The 24,799-nt window shown below is 61.3% G+C and carries 17 protein-coding genes; 1 reads left to right on the top strand and 16 read right to left on the bottom strand.

Going from position 1 to position 24,799, the window contains the following annotated elements; genetic code table 11:
- Position 1: 1 nt before the first annotated feature.
- The 12 genes from lysS to HZB60_11165 form a co-directional block, all read right to left on the bottom strand.
- A complete protein-coding gene (gene lysS, locus HZB60_11220; GenBank protein ID MBI5060336.1) occupies positions 2-1,540 on the bottom strand; it encodes a lysine--tRNA ligase in 1,539 nt (512 codons plus the stop codon).
- Between the two features lie 653 nt (positions 1,541-2,193).
- Entirely contained in the window at positions 2,194-4,284 is a 2,091-nt protein-coding gene (locus HZB60_11215; protein MBI5060335.1) for a carbohydrate binding family 9 domain-containing protein, read from the bottom strand.
- A gap of 83 nt (positions 4,285-4,367) precedes the next feature.
- A complete protein-coding gene (locus tag HZB60_11210; GenBank protein ID MBI5060334.1) occupies positions 4,368-4,937 on the bottom strand; it encodes an N-acetyltransferase in 570 nt (189 codons plus the stop codon).
- Between the two features lie 383 nt (positions 4,938-5,320).
- Positions 5,321-6,481, bottom strand: a complete 1,161-nt coding sequence (gene alr, locus HZB60_11205) for an alanine racemase (GenBank protein ID MBI5060333.1) — start codon at positions 6,479-6,481, stop codon at positions 5,321-5,323.
- 661 nt (positions 6,482-7,142) lie between these two features.
- On the bottom strand, positions 7,143-9,206 hold the full coding sequence (locus HZB60_11200; GenBank protein ID MBI5060332.1) for a S8 family serine peptidase: 2,064 nt from the start codon (positions 9,204-9,206) through the stop codon (positions 7,143-7,145).
- A gap of 310 nt (positions 9,207-9,516) precedes the next feature.
- On the bottom strand, positions 9,517-10,608 hold the full coding sequence (gene prfB / locus HZB60_11195; protein ID MBI5060331.1) for a peptide chain release factor 2: 1,092 nt from the start codon (positions 10,606-10,608) through the stop codon (positions 9,517-9,519).
- Positions 10,609-10,780: 172 nt separating this feature from the next.
- On the bottom strand, positions 10,781-12,499 hold the full coding sequence (locus HZB60_11190; protein ID MBI5060330.1) for a SpoIID/LytB domain-containing protein: 1,719 nt from the start codon (positions 12,497-12,499) through the stop codon (positions 10,781-10,783).
- On the bottom strand, positions 12,466-13,641 hold the full coding sequence (locus HZB60_11185; protein ID MBI5060329.1) for a hypothetical protein: 1,176 nt from the start codon (positions 13,639-13,641) through the stop codon (positions 12,466-12,468). The genes HZB60_11190 and HZB60_11185 overlap by 34 nt, the downstream gene beginning before the upstream one ends.
- Positions 13,642-13,963: 322 nt before the next feature.
- The gene (locus HZB60_11180; protein ID MBI5060328.1) at positions 13,964-14,401 is read right to left on the bottom strand and encodes a hypothetical protein; all 438 of its coding nucleotides are present in this window, start codon (positions 14,399-14,401) and stop codon (positions 13,964-13,966) included.
- Between the two features lie 153 nt (positions 14,402-14,554).
- Positions 14,555-16,312 (bottom strand): T9SS type A sorting domain-containing protein, encoded by a 1,758-nt coding sequence (locus tag HZB60_11175; protein ID MBI5060327.1) that lies wholly within the window; start codon positions 16,310-16,312, stop codon positions 14,555-14,557.
- Positions 16,313-16,776: 464 nt separating this feature from the next.
- On the bottom strand, positions 16,777-17,481 hold the full coding sequence (locus HZB60_11170; protein ID MBI5060326.1) for a 4-hydroxy-tetrahydrodipicolinate reductase: 705 nt from the start codon (positions 17,479-17,481) through the stop codon (positions 16,777-16,779).
- A 148-nt stretch (positions 17,482-17,629) separates the two neighbouring features.
- Positions 17,630-18,523, bottom strand: coding sequence for a 4-hydroxy-tetrahydrodipicolinate synthase (locus HZB60_11165; protein MBI5060325.1), 894 nt, complete (start codon positions 18,521-18,523; stop codon positions 17,630-17,632).
- Positions 18,524-19,050: 527 nt separating this feature from the next.
- On the opposite strand from HZB60_11165, the gene HZB60_11160 reads away from it, so the two are divergent.
- Positions 19,051-20,505 carry a sigma-54-dependent Fis family transcriptional regulator gene (locus HZB60_11160; GenBank protein ID MBI5060324.1) on the top strand — a complete coding sequence of 485 codons (1,455 nt, stop codon included), beginning with the start codon at positions 19,051-19,053 and terminating at the stop codon, positions 20,503-20,505.
- A 356-nt stretch (positions 20,506-20,861) separates the two neighbouring features.
- Here HZB60_11160 and HZB60_11155 read toward each other — a convergent pair whose 3' ends face one another.
- The 4 genes from HZB60_11155 to HZB60_11140 all read right to left on the bottom strand — a co-directional run bounded on the left by HZB60_11155 (position 20,862) and on the right by HZB60_11140 (position 24,607).
- Entirely contained in the window at positions 20,862-21,278 is a 417-nt protein-coding gene (locus tag HZB60_11155) for a hypothetical protein (protein ID MBI5060323.1), read from the bottom strand.
- A 92-nt stretch (positions 21,279-21,370) separates the two neighbouring features.
- Positions 21,371-21,811: a hypothetical protein gene (locus HZB60_11150; protein ID MBI5060322.1), complete on the bottom strand. Its 441-nt coding sequence runs from the start codon at positions 21,809-21,811 to the stop codon at positions 21,371-21,373.
- Between the two features lie 45 nt (positions 21,812-21,856).
- Positions 21,857-22,468, bottom strand: coding sequence for a hypothetical protein (locus HZB60_11145; protein ID MBI5060321.1), 612 nt, complete (start codon positions 22,466-22,468; stop codon positions 21,857-21,859).
- 720 nt (positions 22,469-23,188) lie between these two features.
- Complete coding sequence (locus HZB60_11140) at positions 23,189-24,607, bottom strand: MATE family efflux transporter (GenBank protein ID MBI5060320.1); 1,419 nt, start codon at positions 24,605-24,607, stop codon at positions 23,189-23,191.
- Positions 24,608-24,799: the final 192 nt, after the last annotated feature.

Here is a 24,799-nt window from a genome sequence, read left to right as displayed (position 1 = left end):
ACTAAGATCTCATTTGCGGAAAGAGGATGACTTCGCGGATGGAGGTTTGATCGGTGAGTAGCATGGTTAGCCTGTCCACGCCGATGCCCATGCCGCCGGTGGGGGGCATGCCGTACTCTAAGGCGCGGAGAAAATCCTCGTCAACGGGCTGCGTCTCTTCGTCACCGGCCTCTTTCAAGGCGCGCTGAGCTTCGAAGCGCGCGCGCTGATCGAGGGGATCATTCAACTCGCTGAAGGCATTGCCCAACTCGAAGCCGAGCGCGAACGGCTGAAAGCGCTCGACGAGGCGCGGATCGTCGCGATGCTGCTTCGCCAGCGGGGAGAGTGACAGCGGATAATCATAGATCATTGTCGGCTCGATCAGCGTCGGGCGAACGTGTGTCTTCATCAGCTCATCGAGGATCTTGCCCTCCCCCATGTCCTTCGTGACTTCGATGTGATGATGTTTCGCAATCGCTACGAGTTGTGAAAGCTCGATACCGAGCAGATCCTGACCGGTGAGCTCCGTCAGCAAATCGTAGAAGCGGACGCGGCGGAAGGGTTTTCCGAAGTCGATGGTCTGGCCTTGGTAAGTGACGGGGATGCTCTCCGCCCCCCCTTCAATCCCCCCAGAAACTGGGGGGGGACCCGAATGCGCGGCACGCACGACGAAGCGAAAGAGTGCTTCGGCGAGGTCCATGATCTCGTTGAAATCCGCATAGGCCTGATAGAACTCGAGCATGGTGAACTCGGGATTGTGGTAGCGGTCCATGCCCTCGTTGCGGAAGTCCTTACTGATTTCATACACGCGCTCGAAACCGCCGACGAGCAGTCGCTTCAGATAAAGTTCGTCGGCAATGCGCAGAAAGAAGTTGCGGTCGAGCGCATTGTAGAACGTGGTGAACGGCTTGGCGAGCGCGCCGCCGTAAAGCGGCTGTAACACCGGAGTCTCGACTTCGAGATAGCCGCGCTCATCGAGGAAGCTGCGCATCGCGGTGATGATCCGCGCGCGCACTCTGAAGATCGAGCGGACTTCGGGATTCACGGCGAGATCAACGTAACGCTGGCGATAGCGCGCTTCCTTGTCCGTGAAGGCGTCATAGACCTCGCCCTCACGCTCCTTGACCACCGGCAGTGGCCGCAAACTTTTCGACAACAACTCGAAGGACGCCGCGCGCAGCGAGGGTTCATTCGTGCGCGTGCGGAAGGCGGTGCCATGGAAGCCCACGAAGTCGCCGAGATCGAGCTGCTTGAAAATGGCATACGCTTCCGCGCCGACGCGATCGCGCTGGACATAGATTTGCATTTCGCCGCGTTCATCGCGCAGATGACAAAATGCGGCCTTGCCCATGATGCGCATGGTCAGAATGCGGCCGGCGACGGCGAACTTGCGGCCTTCGCCCTCGGCGGATTCCAGTTTCGCGTCAAAGTCCGCGAGCAGGTCGGCGAGCGGCGTGTCCCTGGCGAATGAGTAAGGGTAGGGTTCAACGCCGCGCGCGCGGAAGTCGGCGACTTTGTCGCGGCGCTGGCGGAGGATTTCGTTGAGATCGTCGAGAGACATGAAGAGAAATTGAAGATCGAAAATTGAAAATCGAAATGTCCGAAAGCACGGAGATGCCGACACCCGCCGCTGATCCCCCCTTGAAAGGGGGGATGGGGTGCGAGAACACCGTGCCAACTCACGAGGTTGACATATGTTCAAACAACGGGCATAATATACGGAATATGGAGGAAATGTGAAACTGACGGAAGGGAAGGGGTGTGGGAAGGAATCGCTGCGTGGCGACAGAACCCGACCCCATCTAACTTCCCCAGAAACTGGGGAAGGAGCCGAGGCGGATTCCGGGCACCTGCGGACGGGTACCTCGGCGAGAAAGATATCGGCAGGGAAGGAATCGCGGCTCGGCGACAGAACCCGACCCCATCTAACTTCCCCAGAAACTGGGGAAGGAGCCGAGGCGGATTCCGGGCACCTGCGGACGGGTACCTCGGCGAGAAAAATATCGGCAGGGAAGGAATCGCTGCTCGGCGACAGAACCCGACCCCATCTAACTTCCCCAGAAACTGGGGAAGGAGCCGAGGCGGATTCCGGGCACCTGCGGACGGGTACCTCGGCGAGAAAGATTCCGGCAGGGAAGGAATCGCTGCTCGGCGACAGAACCCGACCCCATCTAACTTCCCCAGAAACTGGGGAAGGAGCCGAAGCGCAGGGTGTCAGCCGACGGTGAAGAAGTAGGTGATTTTGGCGCGGAGGGTACGCGCGCCGGGAGTGTCGTACGTGAGCGGACGGACGGTGCGGTCGGCCTCATCATAGACAAGATAGCACCAACTGCCGGGACGCCAGTTCCACGCATAGAGCAGATTGGTGAGCAGGAGGTCGCTGTCGTTCAGGAATTGGACCGTCGCGCGGAACGACATGTCCAAGGTCGGCGACCAACGCGCGTTCAGGCGCCAGATGTGATAATCGGTCAAGGCGCCGTCCCGAATGTCGATGACGTCGATAAAGCGGGAGAAATTGCTGGCGAGGGTCGCTTCGAGATTGCCGCGCGGTTTGGCCACGATGTTCGCGTTGATGTCGTACGCTTTGCCCTCGCGGAAGGTGTTGTGACCGGTGTACACGTGGAGTTCGACGGGGCGGCGATTGTCGGAATCGAACCAGAGCCATTGCCCGTTACCGGGGTGAACGTTGATGTCGAAGTTGCCGAAGTTGTCGTGAGAGCTGCCCGCGTCGTCGTACTTGCGGCGGGTGTATTTGCCGACGGAGGCACCAAAGCCGAGCCAGTTCTGGCCGCGCGTCTTCTGGTAAAACCCGAGATTGGCCTCGCCCTGATCGAACTTGCCGTTGGTGAGGGCGTTGTGAAACGTGCTGAGGTCGAAGCCGATGGACTCGAGGAAGAAATGCTTCGGATAATATTCGCGACCGATCCACAGCGTCTGCTGAAAAACATTGGAATAAGAACTCCAGCCCAGATCATTAATCGCGAAATCCGGGCCGCGATAGAAGGAGCTGACGTACGAATTGACGTAGCGATGACCGAGACTTTGGCGGTACTGGAGCATGAACGGCTCGGTGTTGTCACCGCGGCGATCGACATAGGCGCCGGAGACGTTGACGGAATTGTCGGCCGTCCACTTGTAGCGCGTTTCGGCTTCGACCGCGTTCGCATGGAAACCGGGCTCGGAGAGATGCGTGGCCGTGAGGCCGATGTTGCTCAGCTTGCCGACGTCCCAGAGCGCGCGCGCGGCCGCCGCATCCTGCAGCACGCCGCCGGCGCTGCGATTCTGGCCGGCGAGAATACTGAGCTTGCATCGGCCCGCGTGGCCATTCAGGCGCCCGCCGTAATCGGGATCGGCAATGCGGCGCGTGTAAAGCAGTTGAATCGGCGCCGTGTCGAAGAGTTCCTTGGCTTCGAGAAAGAACGGCCGTTTCTCCTGCAAATACACCGGATAGTCGCTGAGGTTGATGACCTCATTGTCGATATCGACCTGCGCGAAATCCGGCTGATAGGCGAGATCGACGGTCCAGGCCGCCGCGGGAACCAGCTTGGCGTACAGGCCGAGATTCTCCCACTCGTTTTGCGAATGCCAGTTGCCGGAGGATTCCGTTCCGGGGGGGATGGCCGCGGCATCCCAGCGACCGACCACGTGCGGGAGGAACTCGACGTGATTCGACGGAGCGATGTTGGCGAGACCGGAGAGCGTGCCCATTTCGCTGACGCGGAAATCGCGACTGCGCTCGACGCGCTGCCAGAACGAGCCTTCATGTTTGCGTTCGATTACGCGCGCGAAGTTGAGGCCCCAACCGTCGGCGCGCGGACCGCCGTGACGGATGCTCTGAAACGGAATACGGATTTCCGCGACCCAACCGGAATCGGTGCGGCCCACAGCGGATTGCCAGATGCAGTCCCAGGCGGCATCAAAGTAATTGTCATTGGAGACGGTGCCCTCGGATTGGACACCGGCGGCGGTCAGCGTGAAGAAATAGCAATTGCGGCGATCATGAAAGGTGTCGATGTAGAGATCGACGAAATCCGAGCGCGCACTATTGTCGCGGCGGGTGATCCGGCCGCTGATGCTGTCGGGACGGGCATCGAGGCAAAGATAGCCGAAATACAGGGCGTCCTTGTCATACGCGGCATAGACGCGAGTGGGAAACGAGGGCGGCGCATCTTCCGTCGGATTGCGCTGGATAAAGCGGTCGGCGACGCCGCACCGGAGCCACGCGGATTCGAGCACGCCGTCGATTTGCAGTCCGGTTTGAGGGGTGATGTTCAGTGTCCCGGCCGTGCAAGTTGAGACGCACACGAGGAGGCTGAGGCAAAGACAACGAAGCAATGTGCGCATGGGAATCCTTGCGAGTGCAACTCACCGACCGACAGCCAATTCATTTATGAGAAGCCGTTGATGACCGCGGCAAACTCGGGCGAACGGGTGAAGGCATCCATCGACAGCACCGGCGCCGGGACGCGATCCTCACGGAGCAGGAGCTGCCACCAGCTGGAGTCCTGCCACTCCGCGAGTTTATATCCGGAACGCCGGAACGTGCCGACGTGCGTGAAGCCGAGGCGCTTGTGAAATTCGATGCTGGGGAGATTGCGAATCTCAATCACCGCCACGGCGGTACAGTAGCCCTGTGCGCGGAGGAGGTTGATGAGGGTCCGATAGATTGCCTTGCCGTGGCCGCCGCGCCGATAGCCGTCCTTGACCTCGACCGTGGTCTCGATGGTCCACTGGTAGGCGGCGCGGGAGCGGAACAGCCCGCCGTAGGCATAGCTGATGAGCTCGCCGTCGCGATCATCCACCAGCCACGGAGCCACGGTCAGACCTTTGATAATCCGGTCGCGGAACTCGTCGAGAGTGGGGACGACATATTCAAAGGTCGCGGCGGTCTCGTGAACAATCGGAGCGTAGATGCCCAGCATTTGTTGCGCGTCGGCAGGAGTGGCGAGACGGAGCATGGAAGAACATCCCAAATTCAAAATTCAAAATCGAAAGCAAGAGAGTGGGTACCGCTGCGGCATCGCATGAGCGGGGGGGAAAGGCGGCAGCCGAGCGGGGCACGTCAAGCCTCAAGAGACGTGCCGCCGCAAGCAGGCGGATTCCGGCAGGGAAGGAATCCCTGCTCGGGGGGGAAGAGGAATCAAGAACCCCCCTGTGGCCCCCCTTAGAAGGGGGGACGGGGTGCGGACAGGATGCGGCTTGATTCGAACTCGTTTGGCCGAGCGGGATTCCGGCAGGGAAGGAATCCCTGCTCGGGGGGAAAGGCGTTGGTCGAGCGGATGCGCGAAGACGCGCACCCCCCCGGCCCCCCACAGGATGTGGGGGGAGAGCGGAGGCCGATTCAGACGAAGACGCGGGGGACGCGGCCGGTCAGGTAGATGGGGAGTTCGTAGGGAATGAAGCCGCCATGACGACAGAGCTCCCAGAGCGGGATTTCGGCTTCGAGTTGTTTGCCCCAGACGACAACCTCCGCGCCGACCGGATAGCGGTCCTCGCCGAGGTTGACCATGAACTGATCCATGCAGATGGCACCGACGATCGGGTAACGCCGGCCGCCAATCAGGACTTGCGACTTTCCGGTCAAACTGCGCGGGAAGCCGTCGCCGTAACCGACGGGGACTGTGGCAACCCACGAATCGCACGGCGCGTGCCAGAGGTGACCGTAGCTCACGCCCTCGCCGGCGCGAACGCGCTTCAGGTAAACGATCTGGCTCACCAGCGAAAGGGCGGGCACCAGCGGCAGGAGCGGCTGCAGCGATTCACTGCCGTGCTGGCCGTACAGCCCGAGACCGGGGCGGATCAGCGAATAGTGCGACGCGGGAAAGCGGATCGCACCCGCGGAATTGGCAATGTGAATGAGTTCCGGCCGAATGCCGTGCGCGTCGGCCAGCTCGATGACCTGGCGAAAGCGCTCCAGCTGCAAGCGGGCGAAGGCGGGATCGTCCGCTTCGGCGGTGGCCAAATGCGAATAGAGACCGGTGAGCTCGATGTGCGAACTTCTCTTCGCTGCCACAAACAACTGCTCCGCCGTCCGCCAGTTCTGACCGATGCGGTTCATGCCCGTGTCGAGCTTGAGCTGCACACGCGCGCGGTTCCCGGACTCGCGGGCCGCGAGCTCGATGGCCTCGAGCTTGAACACAGAACTGGCGGTCAGATCGAGGTCGTATTCGATGAACAGCGCGATCTGACTGCCGACGATACCGCCGAGCACCAGCACGGGCAGCCGAATGCCGGCGCGACGCAGGGCGATGCCCTCCTCGACGAAGCCGACGCCGAAGCAATCCGCGCCGAGTTCGGCAAAGAGCTGAGCGCAGCGTAAGAGACCGTGGCCATACGCGTCGGCTTTGACCACGGCCAGCAGTTTCGAGCGCGGAGCGAGCGCACGAAACGCGCGGAAGTTGTGTTCGAGCGCGGCGGTCGAAATGCGCGCAAAGGTCGGGCGGTAGAGGCGGTTGCCGTCGTCCGCGATGACCTCGGAAAGGGAGATGGAGGAATGGTTCAAATTCGGAAGGGCGAAGATACGAAGGCGAAGAACTGATCGACCCCTGACTCCTCCGTGAACGGAGGGGGACCCGAGCGAGATTCCGGCAGGGAAGGAATCCCTGCTCGGCGGGGGGGGGAATCGGGGAACAAGAACCCCCCTGTGGTCCCCCCTTGGAAGGGGGGACGGGGTGCGGACAGGATGCGGCTTGATTCGAACTCGTTTGGCCGAGCGAGATTCCGGCAGGGAAGGAATCCCTGCTCGGCGGAAAGTGGGGAAGGAATCCCTGCTCGGGGGGGGGGGGAATCGGGGAACAAGAACCCCCCTGTGGTCCCCCCTTGGAAGGGGGGACGGGGTGCGGACAGGATGCGGCTTGATTCGAACTCGTTTGGCCGAGCGAGATTCCGGCAGGGAAGGAATCCCTGCTCGGTGGTGACTCTCCGATTCCGGGCATGTGAAGACACATGCCGCGGCGGAGCCAGCAAGATTCCGGCAGGGAAGGAATCCCTGCTCGGCGGGAAGTGGGGAAGGAATCCCTGCTCGGCGGAAAGGCGGTGGCCGAGCGGGGCACGTTAAGCCTCAAGAGACGTGCCGCCGCAAGCAATACCTGCTCGGGGAGGAAGAGGAGAGGGACCCGACGAACGAGTCCCCCTCGGTGCTCAGTGGATTGCGGAGGCGGACCCTACTTCAGCAGAACGACTTTGCGCGTTTCGACCGTGCCGCCGGCCTTCATCTGCAAGAGGTAGATGCCGCTGGTGACGCCGGCGGCATCCCAGGTGATCGCGTGCGCACCCGCGGACAGCACGCCGCCGTCGGTGAGCCTCGCGACTTCTTGACCGAGCAGGTTGTAGATCGACAGCTCGACGCGCGAAGCGGTGGAAAGCTCAAACGGAATCTGCGTCGAATTGTTGAATGGATTCGGGTACGGATCCGCCAGTGTGAACCGCGACGGAGCGGCGGCGGAGCGATCGCCGGCGGCACCCGACGTCTGCGCCGTGACCAGCACATCGTCGAGGAACCACTCGGTGGCGTAGGTGCCCGTATAGTGCCAGCCGAACCGAATGCTCTGACCGGCGAGGGCCGTGGCATCGATCTCGATCTGGTGCCAGTCCGAAGCCGCGGTGCTCAACTCCACGATCTCCGTCCAATTCGTGCCGTCCGCTGACCAGAGCACGCCGTGATATTCGTAGTACTGCGCGGTGACGTAGCAGTTCCGCTCCCAGAATGTGAACGAAACATCGGTGGCGCCGGCGGGAATCGCGAGCAGCGGAGTAATCAGCCAATCATCCTGATGTCCGCCGACCTGCTCGTCGTCATGCCAGACGGCATCTGAGCCACCGTGCGGGCCATAGTTGCAATCCGGAGCACCGCCGGACAGCACCTGCCAGCCGACGCCTTGCGCTTCGTCTTGCTGCGCGATCCAGTCGGTGAGCGGGAAGTTCTCGAAGGGCTCATTCAACAGCGTGATCTCGTTCCCGCCGCCGCCCTGATATTGCAAAGCTGCGAGCGCATTGATACGACCGTGACCGAATACGTTGTCACGCCCGGCAGCACCCAAGTCCACCGCCGTGGTCTGCAACGCTTGACGAACCTGATTCGCCGCCAGGCCATGCGCACGCAACAGCGCCGCCAACCCGGAGACATGCGGCGCGGCCATGGACGTGCCTTGCCAGAAACCGTAGTAATCACCCTGCTCATTGCGCAGCGTGGAGAGCACGCCGTCCACGTAGCCGTCCTGATTCAAATCCTGCTCGGTGTTGCCGCCGGGGGCCGTGACATCGAGGGCGGTGCCGCGATTGGAATAGGGCGCGATGGCATCGTCAAAACCCGTCGAGCCCACGGCGATGCACTGCTCGTAAGCGGCCGGATAAGAAACGTAGTCCGCGCCGTCATTGCCGGACGAGGCACAGATCACCACACCGGCATTTGTCGCCTGTGAAACCGCCGTACTGAGCGGCGGACCCGGATCGACCGGCGGTTCGTTGTTCTGAATCGGAAAACCAAGTGACAGATTCAGTACATGCGCGCCATGCGTACCGGCCCAGGCGATTCCGTCGGCGATCCAGCCCATCTCACCCGAGCCGTTGTCGCCCAACACGCGTAACGGCTGGAGTCTGCAAAGCGGAGCGACACCGGCGACGCCGATACTGTTATTGGTGGCCGCGAGAATGGTCCCGGCGGTGTGCATGCCGTGTGAGTCCACAAGATTAGGAGCCGACGGATCGTTATCGTTATCGACGAAATCGTACGGGCTGACGGTCTGAACGCCGGCAAAGTCCGCATGATCGAACTGCCAGCCCTGATCGGCGTCAGCGACGATGATGTCGGCGGAGCCGCGCGTAATGTCCCACGCCTGCTCCATGCCGATGCGCGTGTAGTGCCACTGATACGAGTAGAACGGGTCGTTGGGCGTGTAAAATGCCTGCGCGATGTAATTGAAATTCGCCCACTCGACGGTCGGCTGTGAACGGAAGAACTTCACGGCGTCGCTGACACTGGCCGCAGCGGGTAGGGTGATGCGATAGAAGTCAAGCAGTGCGGAATGATACTCCGGCTTGCCACCGATTTGTGCCGCGAGGTCGGAGATCGCCGAGCCAGTCAGCTCCTTGTGGAACTTGACCAGCACCTGAGCGGGACGGCAATCGTAATAGGGTTCGCCGGGACGAATCAAATCCAGCGGCTTGGCAATCGCCGTCAAGGCGGTCGCGAGGGATAGCATGAAAATTGGAACGAAGATTCTTCTCACGTTGCGCTCCTCAAGATGGAAGAAAAATTGAAAATTGAAAATTGAAAATTGAAATGGCCGAGTCCGACCCCGGCTGAGTTCCCCGGAAAGCGGGGAAGGACCCGAGGCGGATTCCGGCGGGTTGAAGACAACCCGCGCGGCGAGAAAGATTGAAAATTGAAAATTGAAATGGCCGAGTCCGATCTCGGCTAAGTTCCCCGGAAAGCGGGGAAGGACCCGAGGCGGATTCCGGCGGGTTGAAGACAACCCGCGCGGCGAGGCGCTCCGATTCCGGCCGGGCGAGGACGCCCGGCTCGGCGGCGAAGACCTGCTACTCTTCCTCTTTGCCCGCCAGGCCGCGGCTGCGCGCGAATTTGCCCTGCGCACCGTGGAGCAGGAACTCGCGGACGAACATGTCGAGATCGCCGTCCATCACCTTGTCGATGCTCGAGGTCTCGTAGTTCGTGCGATGGTCCTTGACCATCTGGTACGGCTGGAACACGTACGAACGAATCTGATGACCCCAGGCAATGTCCGCCTTGCTGCTCTCGATCTTGTCGTTCTTCGCGCGCTGTTCGTCAAGAAAACGCTGATAGAGCCGCGCGCGCAAGACCTTCATGGCGCTGTCACGGTTGCGATGCTGCGAACGCTCGGTCTGACAGGTGACGACGATGCCGGAAGCCAGGTGCGTCAGGCGAATCGCGGATTCGGTCTTGTTGACGTGCTGACCGCCGGCACCGGAGGCACGATAGGTGTCCACCTTCAAATCGTCCGGCTTGATCTCGATTTCGGGTACGTCATCCACTTCGGGATAGACGAACACCGAAACGAACGAAGTATGCCGCCGGGCGTTGGAATCGAACGGCGAAATCCGCACGAGCCGATGAACCCCGGTCTCTGCCTTGCAAAAACCGTACGCATACTCGCCGGAGACCTCAACCACCGCGCTTTCGATGCCCGCCTGTTCAGCGGGTTCGTAGTCGAGAACGTCGGCCTTCCAACCGCGGTGCTCGAACCAGCGCATGTACATGCGGAAGAGCATGCCCGCCCAGTCGCAGGACTCCGTACCGCCTTGTCCCGGATGAATATGCATGATCGCGCCGCGAGCATCGTCGCGCCCGGAGAGCATGGCCCGCAACTCGAGGTTGTCATAGCTCTCGACATAGCGCTTGAATTCGCCGGCGAGTTCGCTCTCGGGGAAATCGGCCCCGGACTCGGCGGCAAGTTCGGCCAGGGTGATGAGGTCATTGAGACCGCTCTCGACCTTGCGATACTCGGCAAGCCAGGCCCGTTCTTCCGAGACTTGCTTGAGCACCCGCTGGGCCTGAACCTGATCATCCCAAAAACCCTCACCGGCGGAGAGGGCTTCGAGTTTCGTTAACCGTTGTTCGCGAGTCGCGACGTCAAAGCGACCTCCGTAAATCCGAAAGCTTGGGGCGGTAGGCTTCGATCTGAAATTTGAGTTCGTCGAGGGTCATGGGGGGGGAACGTGAAAGGTGAAACTTGAAACGTGAACACCGATGCCGAGCGCACGCCCTGCGGCACTACCCAAGTTCGCGCCGCGCTTGGTTGTGAATGGGTGGCGCGCTGGGCGGTCAATACAACTTCTTGAGTTGCAGGCCGGGGAAGTAATGGTTGAAGATCTGCTCGTGGGACATGCCGGTCTTGGCCATGCGGGCGGCGCCGCACTGACAGAGGCCGACACCGTGACCCCAGCCCGCGCCATGGAACACGATCTCGACCGGAACGCCGAGGCTGTCGTGAATCACCTCGACCACGAAACAGGAACTCTCGAGCGCGCTGTCGCTCAAGGCGCGCCGAATCTTGAGCTCGCGCTTGAGATGCAGATTCTTGCGCGAACCGAGAATCTCGATTTCGATCAGCCGGCCGGAATGCCCGCGCTGCAGCGGCACGATATCATAGAGCGTGCCGATGTCCTCGCCGGTCTTCTCGCGGATGATGCGCTCGAGTTCCGGGCGCGAGTACGAGACTTCCCAGCGGAAATGGCGACGGCCATAATCACTCGACACCGGAATGTCGGTGCCCGTGAGATTGCAATAGACATCGGGCTCGGAAAAGATCCAGGCGCGCGCGCCCGCTTCGGTGGTCAGATCGGGCAAGGCCACGCCGGGCGGACCGCAATAGAGGCCCTCGGTGTTGCACATGGACGGCGTCATCCAGGTCAAGTTCGCATCTTCGGTATGCCCGCCGCAGACCGCGCTGTAATGCGTATCCACTAGTTCGCCGTGCTTCGTCAAGACCACGCCCTTGGTTTCATCCACGGCCTCGTTGGTGCGCTCGTCTTCGTGCGTCAGCCCGCTGTAAACCTGACAGTGAACATGGGCACAGAGTTCGAAGGGATCGTTCAGATGCTTGATCGACTTCTGCGCCATGACGACGGAACGCGAGACGATGGCCTGCGCCATCAACGCTTCGCGGGGAAAGCCGGCGGGCATCTCGGCGGGCACGACGCCGTGCAGATAGACATCCATCGGAATCTCGTTCAGCGCGGCAATCTGGCCCTGATGATCGAGATAGACTTCGAGATTGCCCGCGTAGTTGCGATTCTCGGTCTTCTCCCACTTGAAGCCGGTGCCGGTGAGCACGCCGAAGATCGTCACATAGGCCGAGTTGTCGAGCGGAATCAGGCGGAAGCCCTCGTCCACCGCATAGGTCTCGTTCAGGTCGGAATCAAAAAACTCGATGCGGCCGCGGGAGCGGCGAAATTCCTCGCGCACGATGCGCGGCGCGAACTCGTCGGTCAGCGAATCGAGCAGGTGCTGCGCATCGCTCTCGATCTTGAAATTGCCGGCCTGCACGCGATAAAGCGTATTGTCGCCGGCGACGTTCTGATCGAACTCGATGGCCCCGCCGACCTGCCGCACGGCGGCCGGGATGCCGCGCTGCTCGAACGACTCCGCAAGCTGCATGGCCTCGGTCTGTGTCTGATAGGAGGCGACGAGCACGCTGAAGAGGAATTGCGCGGAGACGGCCTCGTCGATGCGGGCGCGCCAGCGAATCGGCGATTGGCCGCTCTGTCGCAACGCGGTACCGTCGAGATGTTCGATGCGATAGAGGCCGTGCATCTGAAACGTGAGCTTCTCGTAATTCTCCAGAAGCCCGACACGGACTTTAAGCGGATGGGAGCGAATGGTGGGAGCCATGTTCGTAGAGTTGCTGTCCGCGAGTGGCGGGCTGGAACTGTCGTCGTCTGCTGCCGCGCGCGGGACCGGGAGTAGGCTCCAGACCGCGAGCAATACGATCCACACGCGGAGACGAATCACGCGGGCGACGCTGGGATGGAGGCGGGCCATTCGCGCAGACACAAGTCGTGCGCGGAGGCCGCGAAGATAAGAGCTTCTGTAACCGGCAACAAGAGCGAGACGCGCGATTCGGTCGCGTTCATGGCGGCGACCAGTTCAAGATAAGACGAGAGCTTCCGCTGCACGGCGCCGGCAAGGTCGGTCGCGCCGCCGACGCCGGGACCGAGCAGGCTGACAAGCGCGAGCGGTTCGTGCGCGACCTCCGGCTCCGCCGCCGGCAGGATCGCGCTCGTTGCGGGGTTCATCACGAGCAGGCCCTTGCCACCGGATTGCGAGGCCAGCAACGGCGAATGACCCTGCGCACGCAACTCGATCAGGGCGGCGACGAATTCGCGCGTGGAGTCGAAGGTGCGGCAAATCACGTGCTCCGCGACGACCACGGCGGTCAGCGAGCGCCGGCCGAGGGGACGGTCGGTGATGATCGTCCCCGCGACGCCGGTCTTGGAGTTGCCGATGGCGAGCCGCGCGTGATACTCGGCGGCCATCTCGACGGCGGGAAGCTGAATGATCTTCGCGCCACAACCCATCAATTCGAGCGACTCTTCATAGCTCAGCCGCTCGATGACTTTGGCCAGCGGGATCAGCTTCGGGTCCGCGGAGTGAACGCCGTCCACGTCCTTCATGAACTCGATGCGTTCGGCACCCAGTGCAATTCCGAGGCCAACCGCTGTCGCGTCGGTGCCGCCGCGACCGAGGGTGGAAATATTCTTGTCGGTCGTGATCCCCTGATAGCCCGCGATCACGGGGATGCGCCCCTGATCGAGAATCTCGCGGACACGCTGCGCGCGGATCTCGACGATCTTGGCGGCGGTGTGGACGGTATCGGTGATGATGCCCGCTTGTGCGCCGGTGAGCGAGACCGCGATATCGGGTTCGAGCGCATTCAGCGCGAGCGCGAGCATGGCAATCGAGACGCGCTCGCCGACGGAAAGCAGCACGTCCAATTCGCGGCCCGCGGGAGCGTTGTTCACGCTCTTGGCCATGCCGAGATAGCGGTCGGTCGTATCGCCCATCGCGGAGACGACGATCACAAGTTGCGTGCCGGCGCGATGCCGCTCATGGATGAGCCGTGCGACCTGCTGCAGATCAGCGGCGGTGGCTAAGGCTTTGCCGCCGTATTTTTGGATGACCAACAAAGAAGGTATGAATGATGAGGTATGAACTATGAAGCCGATTCCGGGCGGGTAACGCGGTTGATGAGACCAGATCGCGCACGGCTGTGCGGCGCTTGTTGCCCAAAGGCGCTGGCCGAGCCGGGCGTCCCCGCGCGGCCGGAATCTGAGGCATTTGATGCCGATTGAAGCACAACGGAGTTTGACTGCCGTCAATTCCGGCGGGGACACAGTCCCCGCTCGGCGGATACTGGTCGTTCACTGCGGTCAGGATGACCGTGAAATGATCGCGAGTGTTCCGATGGGGCACAGGGAGACATGTGCCGCCACGGGAACGCTATTGCTACCACGGCAAGGCGGGAGCCGGAAGGGAGCGCACGAGGTGACGAACCACGTAGAGCGGAAGCGCGAGCCAGTGGACGGTTTCCTTTACCACGTGAATCGTGGTGGAGCCGCAGGTGCGGCAGAAGTCGCCGACGGCACTGCAGGCCGCGCCGATCTGACCGGGCAGGTCGATGGCGTGCAGACCCGCCGCCGTCGCATCGGCCATGCTCTGCGGTGCGAGCGCAACGGCCAGCACCGAGACCGAACCGAGGCGACCGATCACATCCACCGTCGCGTTCCAGCCGGAGGCCGGCGTCGAGGTACCCGGAGCGGTCTCCTCGATGCGGGCCAGCGGCGCGCGATCCGCCGCCGGGAAGTTGTCCGATGAACTGGCGTTGACGCTGAGCGTCAACGCGAGCAGCAGGAACAGAGCGGGAAAGGCGAGGTGTCTGAGCATGGTTGTTACTCCGGGAAAGGCTGAAAAGGCCAGAAAGCTAAAACCCGATCCGAAAGAATCCCGACCCCATCTAACTTCCCCAGAAACTGGGGAAGGACCCGATGCTGATTCCGGGCACGTGAAGTCGGCGGACACGTGCCTCGGCGAAATCGGTTACTTCAGTAGCATCAGCTTGCGGGTGAAGGAGGCCGACGGGGTGCTCAGGCGATAGAGATAGATACCTGAGGCCAGACCTGCCACAGCGAAATCGTAATGTTGAATGCCGGCGGGCTGCAACCCGCTGACGAGCGTGGCAATCCGCGCGCCGTTCACATTATAGAGGGTCAGCTCGATCGGCGCGGAGGCCGGCAGCGCGTAGTCGATGCGCGTGCGTGCGTTGAACGGATTCGGATAGTTGCCGAGCAGGGCAAATTGTGTCGGCATTTTTACACCCGATTCGGCGGCACTCACGGCGAGGCCGGAACCGACGAGGCGCACCGGGCCGGGATCGGTCACGGAGTTGCTGTGAATCACCAGCGTGTCGATGTACGTGCCGACTTGCTGCGGCGCGAAGACGATCGGTGTCTCCAGATGTGCGCCGGGCGCGAGATCAAGCGGAAACTGAAGCGACGTATGAAAGTCTGGTGGAAACTCCAGCGCGGTGAGCGTGGCGGGGACACCGCCGATATTCAAAATGTTCAGCGTGCGCGAGGTGCTGTCGCCGAGATGCACGCCGCCAAAGGTGATCGACGGACGATCGACGGCGATGTGCGGCAGGTAAACCGTCTTCAAGAGCCACAGATTCCAGCCGAGCGAGCCGAACGAACGCGTGGCGCCCGCAAACGCAAAGCCGTGGTCGCTCGTGGGCACGATGACGGCGCCGGCTTCGTCGTCGGTACCGCCAAAGTATGTCGTTTGCGGCTGCTCACCGAGGAAGTCCGTGGCGACGATCCAGAGCTGGAAGTTGCCGTCGTTGTTGTCCTCGCGCTTGCCCGCGAGCAGATAGCCCGTCGGAGTTTCGACAACGGACGTGCATTGATCCCAGTAAGCGCCGCCGTAAGTGTGGCTCCACAAGCTATCGCCGTCGGCACTGAGTTTCAAGAGCCAATAATCGAAGTCACCCTGCCCGAACGACTGCGTCCAGCCGGCGAGTAGATAGCCGCCGTCGGAAGTCTGAATCGCGGAGGTGCAACGATCGTCGTAGGGGCCGCCGTAGGTGCGCCGCCAGGCAACGGTGCTGTTCGCATTGAATCGCAACAGCATGAAGTCGGCATCAGTAGAATCGGCGGCATGATAGCTGCCTGCGGCCATTAACTCATCGTTGTCGAGATCAAATAGCGCGATGAATTCGCTGCCGCGACCGCCAGTGGTCGTCCACGACCAGGTCGTGTGCCCGGTTGGCGCAAATCGCAGGGCCTCCAGAAATGTGTGCTCCGTATTGCTTGTGCTGTATCCGACCAGAATCTCCGGCCCGTGCGTCGGAGCGAGGCAGGTGTAAACGTCGTCGGGACCGAAGTCCTCCACATAAGGCCACACCACGTCACCGACCGAATCGACTTTGAACAAATAGGCGTCGTCGCCTGAATTGAATTCGGACCCCGTGCTCCCGGCGAGATAGAAGCTGCCCCCGGAGGCAAGCATGCTTGTGCAAATATCGAGCGAATCGCCGCCGTAGGTTCGTGTCCAGAGTGTGTCGCCGTTCGCATCAACGCGCACCAACAGGAAATCCGAGACGCGTTCGCCGTAGTCGTAGTTCCCCGCCAGCGCATAGCCGCCGTCCGCGGTCTGCACCGCGGCGACGCAACGCTGATTGTGCTCACCGCCGTACACACGACTCCAGACGCTGTCGGGAAGCTGAGCGTAGACGAGGGCGGGGAGGAGGAAGAAGGCGACGTAAAGCAAGACTTGAAACGTGAAACTTGAGAGAAGCAAGGCTCAATGGCCAAAATCCGATTCCGGGCATGTGGAGACACCTGCCGCGGCGAATTGGACAGCACCGGTGGAGACACCTGCCGCGGCGAAAAGCAGAGGTTGAGCCACATTCCGGCAGGGAAGGAATCCCTGCTCGGCGGAAGATGCCGATTCCGGGCAGGTGGAGACACCTGCCTCGGCGAAAAGCAGTGGTTGAGCAACATTCCGGCAGGGAAGGAATCCCTGCTCGGCGGAAGCTGCCGATTCCGGGCATGTGAAGACACCTGCCGCGGCGAAAAGCAGTGGTTGAGCAACATTCCGGCAGGGAAGGAATCCCTGCTCGGCGGAAGCTGCCGATTCCGGGCAGGTGGAGACACATGCCGCGGCGGATTAAGAACTTGAAACGTGAAACTTGAAACCTGAATGCGGACAACTACGAAATGATCGGTTGGGGTCCCATTGTCTGCCAATGAAGCAAAGCGAAATCACAGTGCCAGCACATCCGTCATCGAATACAATCCCGCGTTCCTCCCCGAGATCCATGTCGCCGCTCTGAGCGCGCCCGCCGCAAACACCGTGCGCGTGTCGGCGCGATGAACGATCTCCAGCCGCTCGCCGGGGCCGCCGAAGATCAGGCGGTGCTCGCCGATCACGTCGCCCATCCGCAGCGACGCGATCTCCGTGGGTTCGTGAACGGCGGCATGAATCGCATCCGCGATCTTGAGGGCAGTGCCGGACGGCATGTCCTGCTTGGCCGTGTGATGAATCTCGGTGATGTAGCGCTTGTAATCCGGCAATGCTTTCGCCGCCTGCGCAGCAAGCGACATCAACACACTCATCCCGGCGGACATGTTGGCCGCGTGCAGGACCGCGATTTCTTTCGCCGCGCGCTCGAAGGCCGGGGCCGGATCGACGGCGAAGCCGGTGACGCCGCTGACATAGGCACAGTTGCGCTTCATCGCGAGACCGAGATGAACGGCCAGCGCAGGCGGCGAGGAAAAATCAATCACCACTTGTACGTCGCCAGGAAGGTCGTGCGGGACGGCTTCAATCAGATGGTCCTCGACCCGCTCGCCGACGCGCGCGAGGTCGTACGCATGCGTGATGCGCAGATCATGCCGGGTCGCCGCGAGCTTGAGCAACTCGCGGCCCATGCGCCCGGAGGCGCCGAAGAGGGAGGCGGAAATCAAAACTTGAAACGTGAAATTTGAAACGTGAAAGAAGAAATGCAGAACAACTCAATGCCGGCCCGGAAGCCCCCGTTGTTCCACCGCACGACGGGGGTGAGCCGAGGCCGATTCCGGGCAGGTGCAGACACCGGCCGCGGCGGGGACTCCGTTACGAGTGGATCGGCTCGAAAAGGTGGTTGTAGGCGCGCATGGCCTTGCCGATGGCGTCACGAGTGTCGGCCTTCACGGGGACCATTGGCAACCGCAACTCATTCGAGATTTTGCCTTCCATCCAGAGCGCACACTTGACCGGAGCAGGATTGGTCTCGAGGAACATCACCTTCGCCAGCGGGGTGATGCGGCGATGCAGCTCCAGCGCGCGCGTGGGGTTGTCCCGCCAGAAGCAATCCACCATTTCGATGAGTGGTTCGGGCGCGACATTGGCCACCACCGAGACGATGCCTTCGCCGCCGACCGATAAGATCGGCAGTGTCAGACTGTCGTCTCCGGCCAACACATTCATGCGACCCTCCACCAGCCGACAGACTTCACTGATCTGATCGAGATTCCCGCAGGCTTCCTTGATCGCATCCACGTTCGGCATGTCCGCGAGCCGCTCGACGGTCTCGGGCAGCATGTTGACGCTCGTGCGTCCGGGGACATTGTAGAGAATCAGCGGGAGTTCAGTACTCTCCGCCACGGCCTTGAAATGGCGGTAGAGACCTTCCTGCGTCGGTTTGTTGTAATACGGCGTGATGACCATCGCACCGCTGGCGCCAAGCGCTCCGGCTTCACGGACGAATTCAATGGTTTGAGCCGTGTTGTTGGTGCCGCAGCCCGGAGCGACGCTCACATCTCCGGCCGCCTCGACACAGAGTTGAATTACGCGACGTCGTTCCTCGATCGTCAAGGTGCTGGCCTCGCCCGTGGTGCCGAGCGGGATGAAGCCGGCAACGCCGCGATCCACAAGGTCCTCGACGAGGCGCTGGAACGCAAGCTCATCGAGCTTGTGGTCTTTGAAGGGGGTGACCAGGGCAACCCAGACCCCTGAATAGAGATTCATAGTGCAGTTTCGTGATTTCGAAGGGCAGGCCGGAACTGGCGCTGGGGCCATTACCGGCCGATGATCCACCAATCTATAAATATAGCCCGCAAGTCACACAAAGTCAACGAAAATAGACCTCTATGATACCCGGCATTGTTGACTAACCAACTGTTACCACTGTGCTTACGTGAGGAGGCGGGGCGGCCGAAAACTGAAATCCCGGAGCTCACCGCGTGAAAGCTGACGTGCTGGGCTGTGGCTTGCACCCTGCCCGGCGAGGGCCGACCCTATGCCTTTGGATTGTCGGCAGAGTATCGCAGGTTGCGATCCGGCAACCGCCATGCAGGTTGCAAGGGTCCAACCTGTGGTCGAGTTTCAGGGCGAAAATGTCGATGTTTCGCCTCAAGAAAAGCGGCCAAGTGCCGATAATTGGAGTGTCGAGCGCCGGCCCGACACCCGTGGGCCGTCTCCGGCGTACTCCGCACCTCCTTCGCAAGTTGACGATTCCCAGTTAAGTACTCGCCTCACCCCGGAGACTCGAACCTATGGCAGAACCCACAATCCTGATTGTTGACGAACAACCGATGACGTTGGCCGATCTGGCCGAGAAGGCCTCAGCGCTGGGTAACTACCGGGTGCTCACCGAGTCGAATCCGAGTCTGGTCCTCGACCGGATTGAGGCCGACATGGTCGATCTGCTCGTTTGCGATATGAATCTTGCCACGGCTTCGGCACTCGAGCTGCTGGACAACGTAAAGCTCGCGCATCGGAATCTGCCGGTGGTGATCTACGCCGATCCGGAGACCGCGGACTATCTGCCGATGGCCATCCAGCGCGGCGCAACCAACGTCGTCACCGATCCGGCGAATCCGCAACAACTCGCGGCGGCGCTGCACTCGGCCATGCAGAGCGTGCGGCTGGTGGGCGAAGTCGAGAAACTGAAGCGACGATTGGGCGGCGATCATAAGCTGGGCGGTCTGATCGGCCGCTCGTCGGAAATGCACCGCGTGTTCGACGTGATTCGTGACGTAAGCGATGTGGATACCACGGTGTTGATTCGCGGTGAAACGGGCACCGGCAAGGAACTGGTCGCCCGGGCACTGCATTTTGAGGGGCCGCGCTCGAATAAGCCGTTTGTCAAAGTAAACTGCGCGGCACTGCCGGAAACGCTGCTCGAAAGCGAGCTGTTCGGCCACGAAAAGGGTGCGTTCACGGACGCGCGGCAGCAGCGGATCGGCAAGTTCGAGGTCGCGAACGGCGGCACAATCTTCCTCGACGAAATCGGCGATATCTCGCTCTCGACGCAAGTCAAACTGCTGAACGTGCTGCAGGATCGCGAGCTCGAACGACTGGGCAGCAACAAGCGGGTGCCGGTGAATATCCGCGTGATCACGGCCACCAACCGCGACCTCGAAGAGCTGATTCAGCAGGGGCGGTTCCGACTGGACCTCTACTACCGGTTGAACGTGGTGCCCGTCACGATTACGCCGCTGCGCGAACGCAAGGACGACATTCCGCTGCTCTGCGCGCACTTCGTCGATAAGATCGGCAGCCGCTTGAATCGCGGGACCTTTACGATTACCGACGAAGCGATGTCGCTGATCCTGCATCACAACTGGCCGGGCAATGTCCGCGAGTTGGAAAATGTGATCGAACGCGCGATCCTGGCGACCTCGGGAAATGTGATCGGAACCGACGTGCTGAGCTTCCTCGCGCCGCTGAGTTCGCCGGAGAACAATTTCGTGACCGGAGTCATGAACAAAGTAACCTTCCCCACCCCATTTAATCAGCCGAAGAACGATTCCGGAGATCTGATCGCGCCCGGTCCGCTTAAACAAGCGGTCAAGACGTTCGAGAAGATGTTTATCGAGAACGCGCTGCAAGCCTCGGGCGGGCATGTGATCCGCGCGGCGCGACTGTTGAAAATCGATCGCACGACGCTGTGGAAGAAGGCACGCGACTTGGGCATCAACATGCACGCGGAAGCCGAAGACATGTAGATTTCATGTCATGAGGTATGGCAAGATGAAGCAAGCGCCGGACCCGGGAGGGGTTCGGCGCTTCTGGCTCTGAAGGGATGTAGGATGAAGGCCGGTGTGATTGCCCGGGGGATTCGCTGAACGGGATTCCGGCGGGGACACAGTCCCCGCTCGGCGGAGGAACCCGACCCCATCTAACTTCCCCAGAAGCTGGGGAAGGAGCCGAGGCGGATTCCGGCAGGGTCTGGAGACCTCGCGCGGGGTGACTCTCCGATTCCGGGCGCGCGAGGGACGCACGCCTCGGCGAGGAAAAGCGGGGCACGTCAAGTCTCCAGAGACGTGCCGCTGCGGGGAAATGCGGAAAGGTCCGATCAGGACTACGGCGTGCGGAGGAAGTCCACGTTGCCGGGACCGCCCAATTCAGCGGGGATCATTAGCGAAAGCGTGTCGCCGTGTGCGCGGTAGCCGACGTACGCGATTTCGGGCTGCGGTAAGGTCTGGCCGCCCTGCATCTCGATGGATGCACGGATCGAGTCCGCATTGGCCAGACTCCAATGACCGCTGACCAATTCAGAATAGAAGGTTACGAACAGCGACGAGAAGCGCCAGTCGTCATACAGCGCGACGACCACGCTGTCATAGCCGATGGCCTCAGGATTCAGCGCGTCCCAGTTGCCGACCAATGCGGCAGGAGGGGGTTCCGGATCGTTATCGCTATCCTTGGAACAGCCGAGCAACAGGCAGACACCGCAGATCAGCAGGAGCGGAATGGTAGTCAGGAACTTCGTGTTCATGTGCGTGTAATGATGTTGGAGACAAAACAGGCGGAACCACGATGGCTCCGCCTGTCAGCTAACTCATATGCCCAGTCAGCGGCCGATGCATCCTACTTCGTCATGCTGACGATCAGGAATGGGCCTTCTTCGGTGGGAACGCGAATGTTGAGCTGGCTGTTGTTGTTCACTAACTCATACCAGTACGAGTAAACCTCGTTCACCGGCTGATCGTCCAGCACTGTGGCGTGGAAACGCAGTGAGTCCAAACCGGTGCCGGCGTTGACCTTAGTCCAACTGCCAGTTTCGCGACTTTCGAGCGTTCCGAGACGCTGGTAGTTCTGATAGGTATCATCCGGGCTGTTGTCTGTCAGTAGCAGACGGAACTCGTCCAAACCGATTGCCTGAAGTGAAGAGTTCGTAGCATTCCAGTTGGCGAAAATCGGATCCGGTGGCGCCGGCGTCTCTTCATCGTCTTCCTTGCAGCCGACAAAGAAGAGGGCTCCAACCATACTCACGGCGAGCAGGATCATCCACAACTTACGATTCATCATCTATTGGTCTCCTCAGTGATGTTGAGAGTGATTGAATGAGGAAGCTTATTTCAACTTCTTGAGCTCGTCCTGAGCCTTGGCCATGGCCGACGTCCCCGCGAATTCGGCATTCTTGGTGTATTCCTCGAGGGCCTTGACCTTCATGTTCTTCATCTTGACGGCGAGGACCTTGTCAAGCGCTTCCTGAGCCTTCTTCTCGAGCTCGGCCTTCGCCCCGCTCTGTGGCGGCGTGCCCGGCTTGCCCGGTTGCTGAACGCCCGGCTGTCCGGGTTTGCCGGCATTGGCGATCGAATCCAGCTTCATCTTGGCCTGCATGGCCCACGGCGTGTCTGCGTACTTGACCATGACTTCCTGATAGTTGCCGGCCATGAAGGCGGCCTCGGCCAGCTTCATTTTGGCTTCCTTGGCCGCGGGGCTGGTCGCGTACATCTCGAGGACCATGGCGTACTTGCCTTCCGCCACCAATTTTTCGGCGATCTTGTCCTTCGCCATTTGGACGACACTGGCCAGATTCGGATCGGCGCCAAACTTGGCCACCAACTCCTCGTACTGACCGCCGTCGAACATCTTCTGCGCTTCCTTGGCCGGGTTGGAGCAGCCGATCCAGACCAGCGCCAGGGCCGTCACGAGGACGACCAGAATCGCGTTACGCTTCATAAACTGTTTCTCTCCGTTATGCAATGTTTTGCGAGTTGTTTCATGGAAATATCGGCGGAATCGACTCTAGCCCGCAATCCCGAGTCGTTCTCGTGTAATTCCACCAATTCTAAAATTTAACAAGAATATTAGAGAAAATCAATAGGAGATTTCTGTAGCGGGGCCTATAGACAGGTGTGAGCGGTGAGGGACGAGGGATGAACCCCCCTGCCCCCCCAAATCGGAATTTGGGGGGGAGTCGTGGCGGAAGATGCGCGAAGACGCGCACCCCCCCGGCCCCCCCACTGGCTGTGGGGGGAGGGCCGAAGCTCACCGAGACCCCCCCGGCCCCCTGAATCGGAATTTGGGGGGGAGTCGTGGCGGAAGATGCGCTCGTGGCGGAAGATGCGCGAAGACGCGCACCCCCCCGGCCCCCCACTGGATGTGGGGGGAGGGCCGAAGCTCACCGAGACCCCCCCTGCCCCCCCAAATCGGAATTTGGGGGGAGTCGTGGCGGAAGATGCGCGAAGACGCGCACCCCCCCGGCCCCCCACTGGATGTGGGGGGGGAGCCGAAGCTCACCGAGACCCCCCCTGCCCCCCCAAATCGGAATTTGGGGGGGGGGGCGTGGCGGAAGATGCGCGAAGACGCGCACCCCCCCGGCCCCCCACTGGCTGTGGGGGGGGAGCCGATTCACCGAGACCCCCCTTGCCCCCCCAAATCGGAATTTGGGGGGGGAGATCAGACTTCGTGTTTCAGCCAGGTGCCGCGACGGAAGAGCCAGAGCGCGGCGGCGCCGCCGGCGGCATGAGATGCGGTCCAGCCCCACAACAGCCCATAAGGACCAAAGCCGAGGAAGTTCCCGAGCAGCCACATGAAGGGAATCACCATCACCCAAGAGTGGATGATGGAGAGGATCATGGGTGGAGTATTCTGGCCCGCTCCTTCAAAAGCAGTCTCCGCTCCGATGTGTATGCCGATCAAGGGCAGGCTGAGGGCCATGATCCGCAAGAGATTGGTCGCCAACGGATAGAGGGTCACGTCTTTGAAGAAGAAGTGTACAATGAACGGCGCGCCGACAAAGATCAGGCTGCCATAGCCGACCATCATCCAGAAGGCAAGTCGGGTGGACAACACGCCCGCGACCCAGGCCTTGTCCAACGCACGGGAGCCCAGGAACTGACCGATCAGTGCGCCCGTTCCAAGACCGAGGCCGACGACCATCATCACGCCAAAGTGGATGGCCTTCTGACCCATGCCGTAGATTGCCACCACATCGGTGCCGTGGTGTGCAATGAGCTTTACCGCGAACGACATCGCCAGGGCAAAGCTCAATTGGTTCAATCCGGCCGGAGCGCCGATCCGGATCACCGGCCACATTTCCGACCACTTCGGAAGGCTGCGGCTGAACCAACGGACTCTGACCGGAGAACGCGGCCCGGCCAAGAGCGCACAGCCGGCGACCACCACCACGATGTAGGAACCTGACGTCGCGATGGATGCGCCAAGGACGCCGAGTTCGGGAAAGGGACCGACGCCGAAGATCAAGAGCGGATCGAGCACGAGGTTGAACCCCGTGCCGAGGGCTTGCAGCACCATCGCTTCCCGCGGTTTACCGATCGAACGCAACGCGGTGTACACCGAAAAGCTGGTCATCGCGAAGCCCATCGTGACGAACTGCACGACGGAGTATTCCAGCGACAGCGCATGCACGTCCGGCGCGGCGCCCAGAAACGTGAAGCCCCAGTCCATGACCAGGATTCCGAGCAGACCGAAGAGCGTGCCCGCCGCGAACTTGAGATAGAAGGTCGCCTTGATCGCGAGTTCCGTGCGACCCATGTCCTGCTCGCCGAAGCGACGGCTGATCGCGGCTACGCTGCCCGCCCCAATGACCACGTTGGCGAAAGAGCAGAGCCAGATCAACGTCGCGCTCATCGTGACGGCGGCAACCGGAGCCGTGCCGATCCGACCCAGCCAGAACATGCTGACCAGTTCATTAAAGGAGATCACGAGGAAGCCGGTCAGCGACGGCAGGCCCATCGACAGGACCTCTTTCCTGATCTGCTGTTTCAGCTCACGGGCGAAGGGCCGGTGAGTGCCGTGGGCTGCAGGCCCGTGAATAATCTCGGCGACTTTAGGGGGTGGGAGAGTACGAAGCATGGTATGATCCGGTCATGATTGGACAGCGGGGACCGGAATTGAGTTGCAAAACGTGAAACGTGAATCCGGGCGGGTCTGTTTCCCCCCCGGCCCCCCACGGGATGTGGGGGGAGCCAGACCTGGCGCAATCGAAAAAGCCCACCGCTGGTTGGCGATGGGCCGACTAAACCTAAGCTCAAAACAGTCAGAGAC

The organism is candidate division KSB1 bacterium (assembly GCA_016214895.1).
In the GTDB taxonomy this organism is placed as follows: domain Bacteria; phylum Electryoneota; class RPQS01; order RPQS01; family RPQS01; genus JACRMR01.
This window is presented reverse-complemented; position numbering and strand designations above follow the sequence as displayed.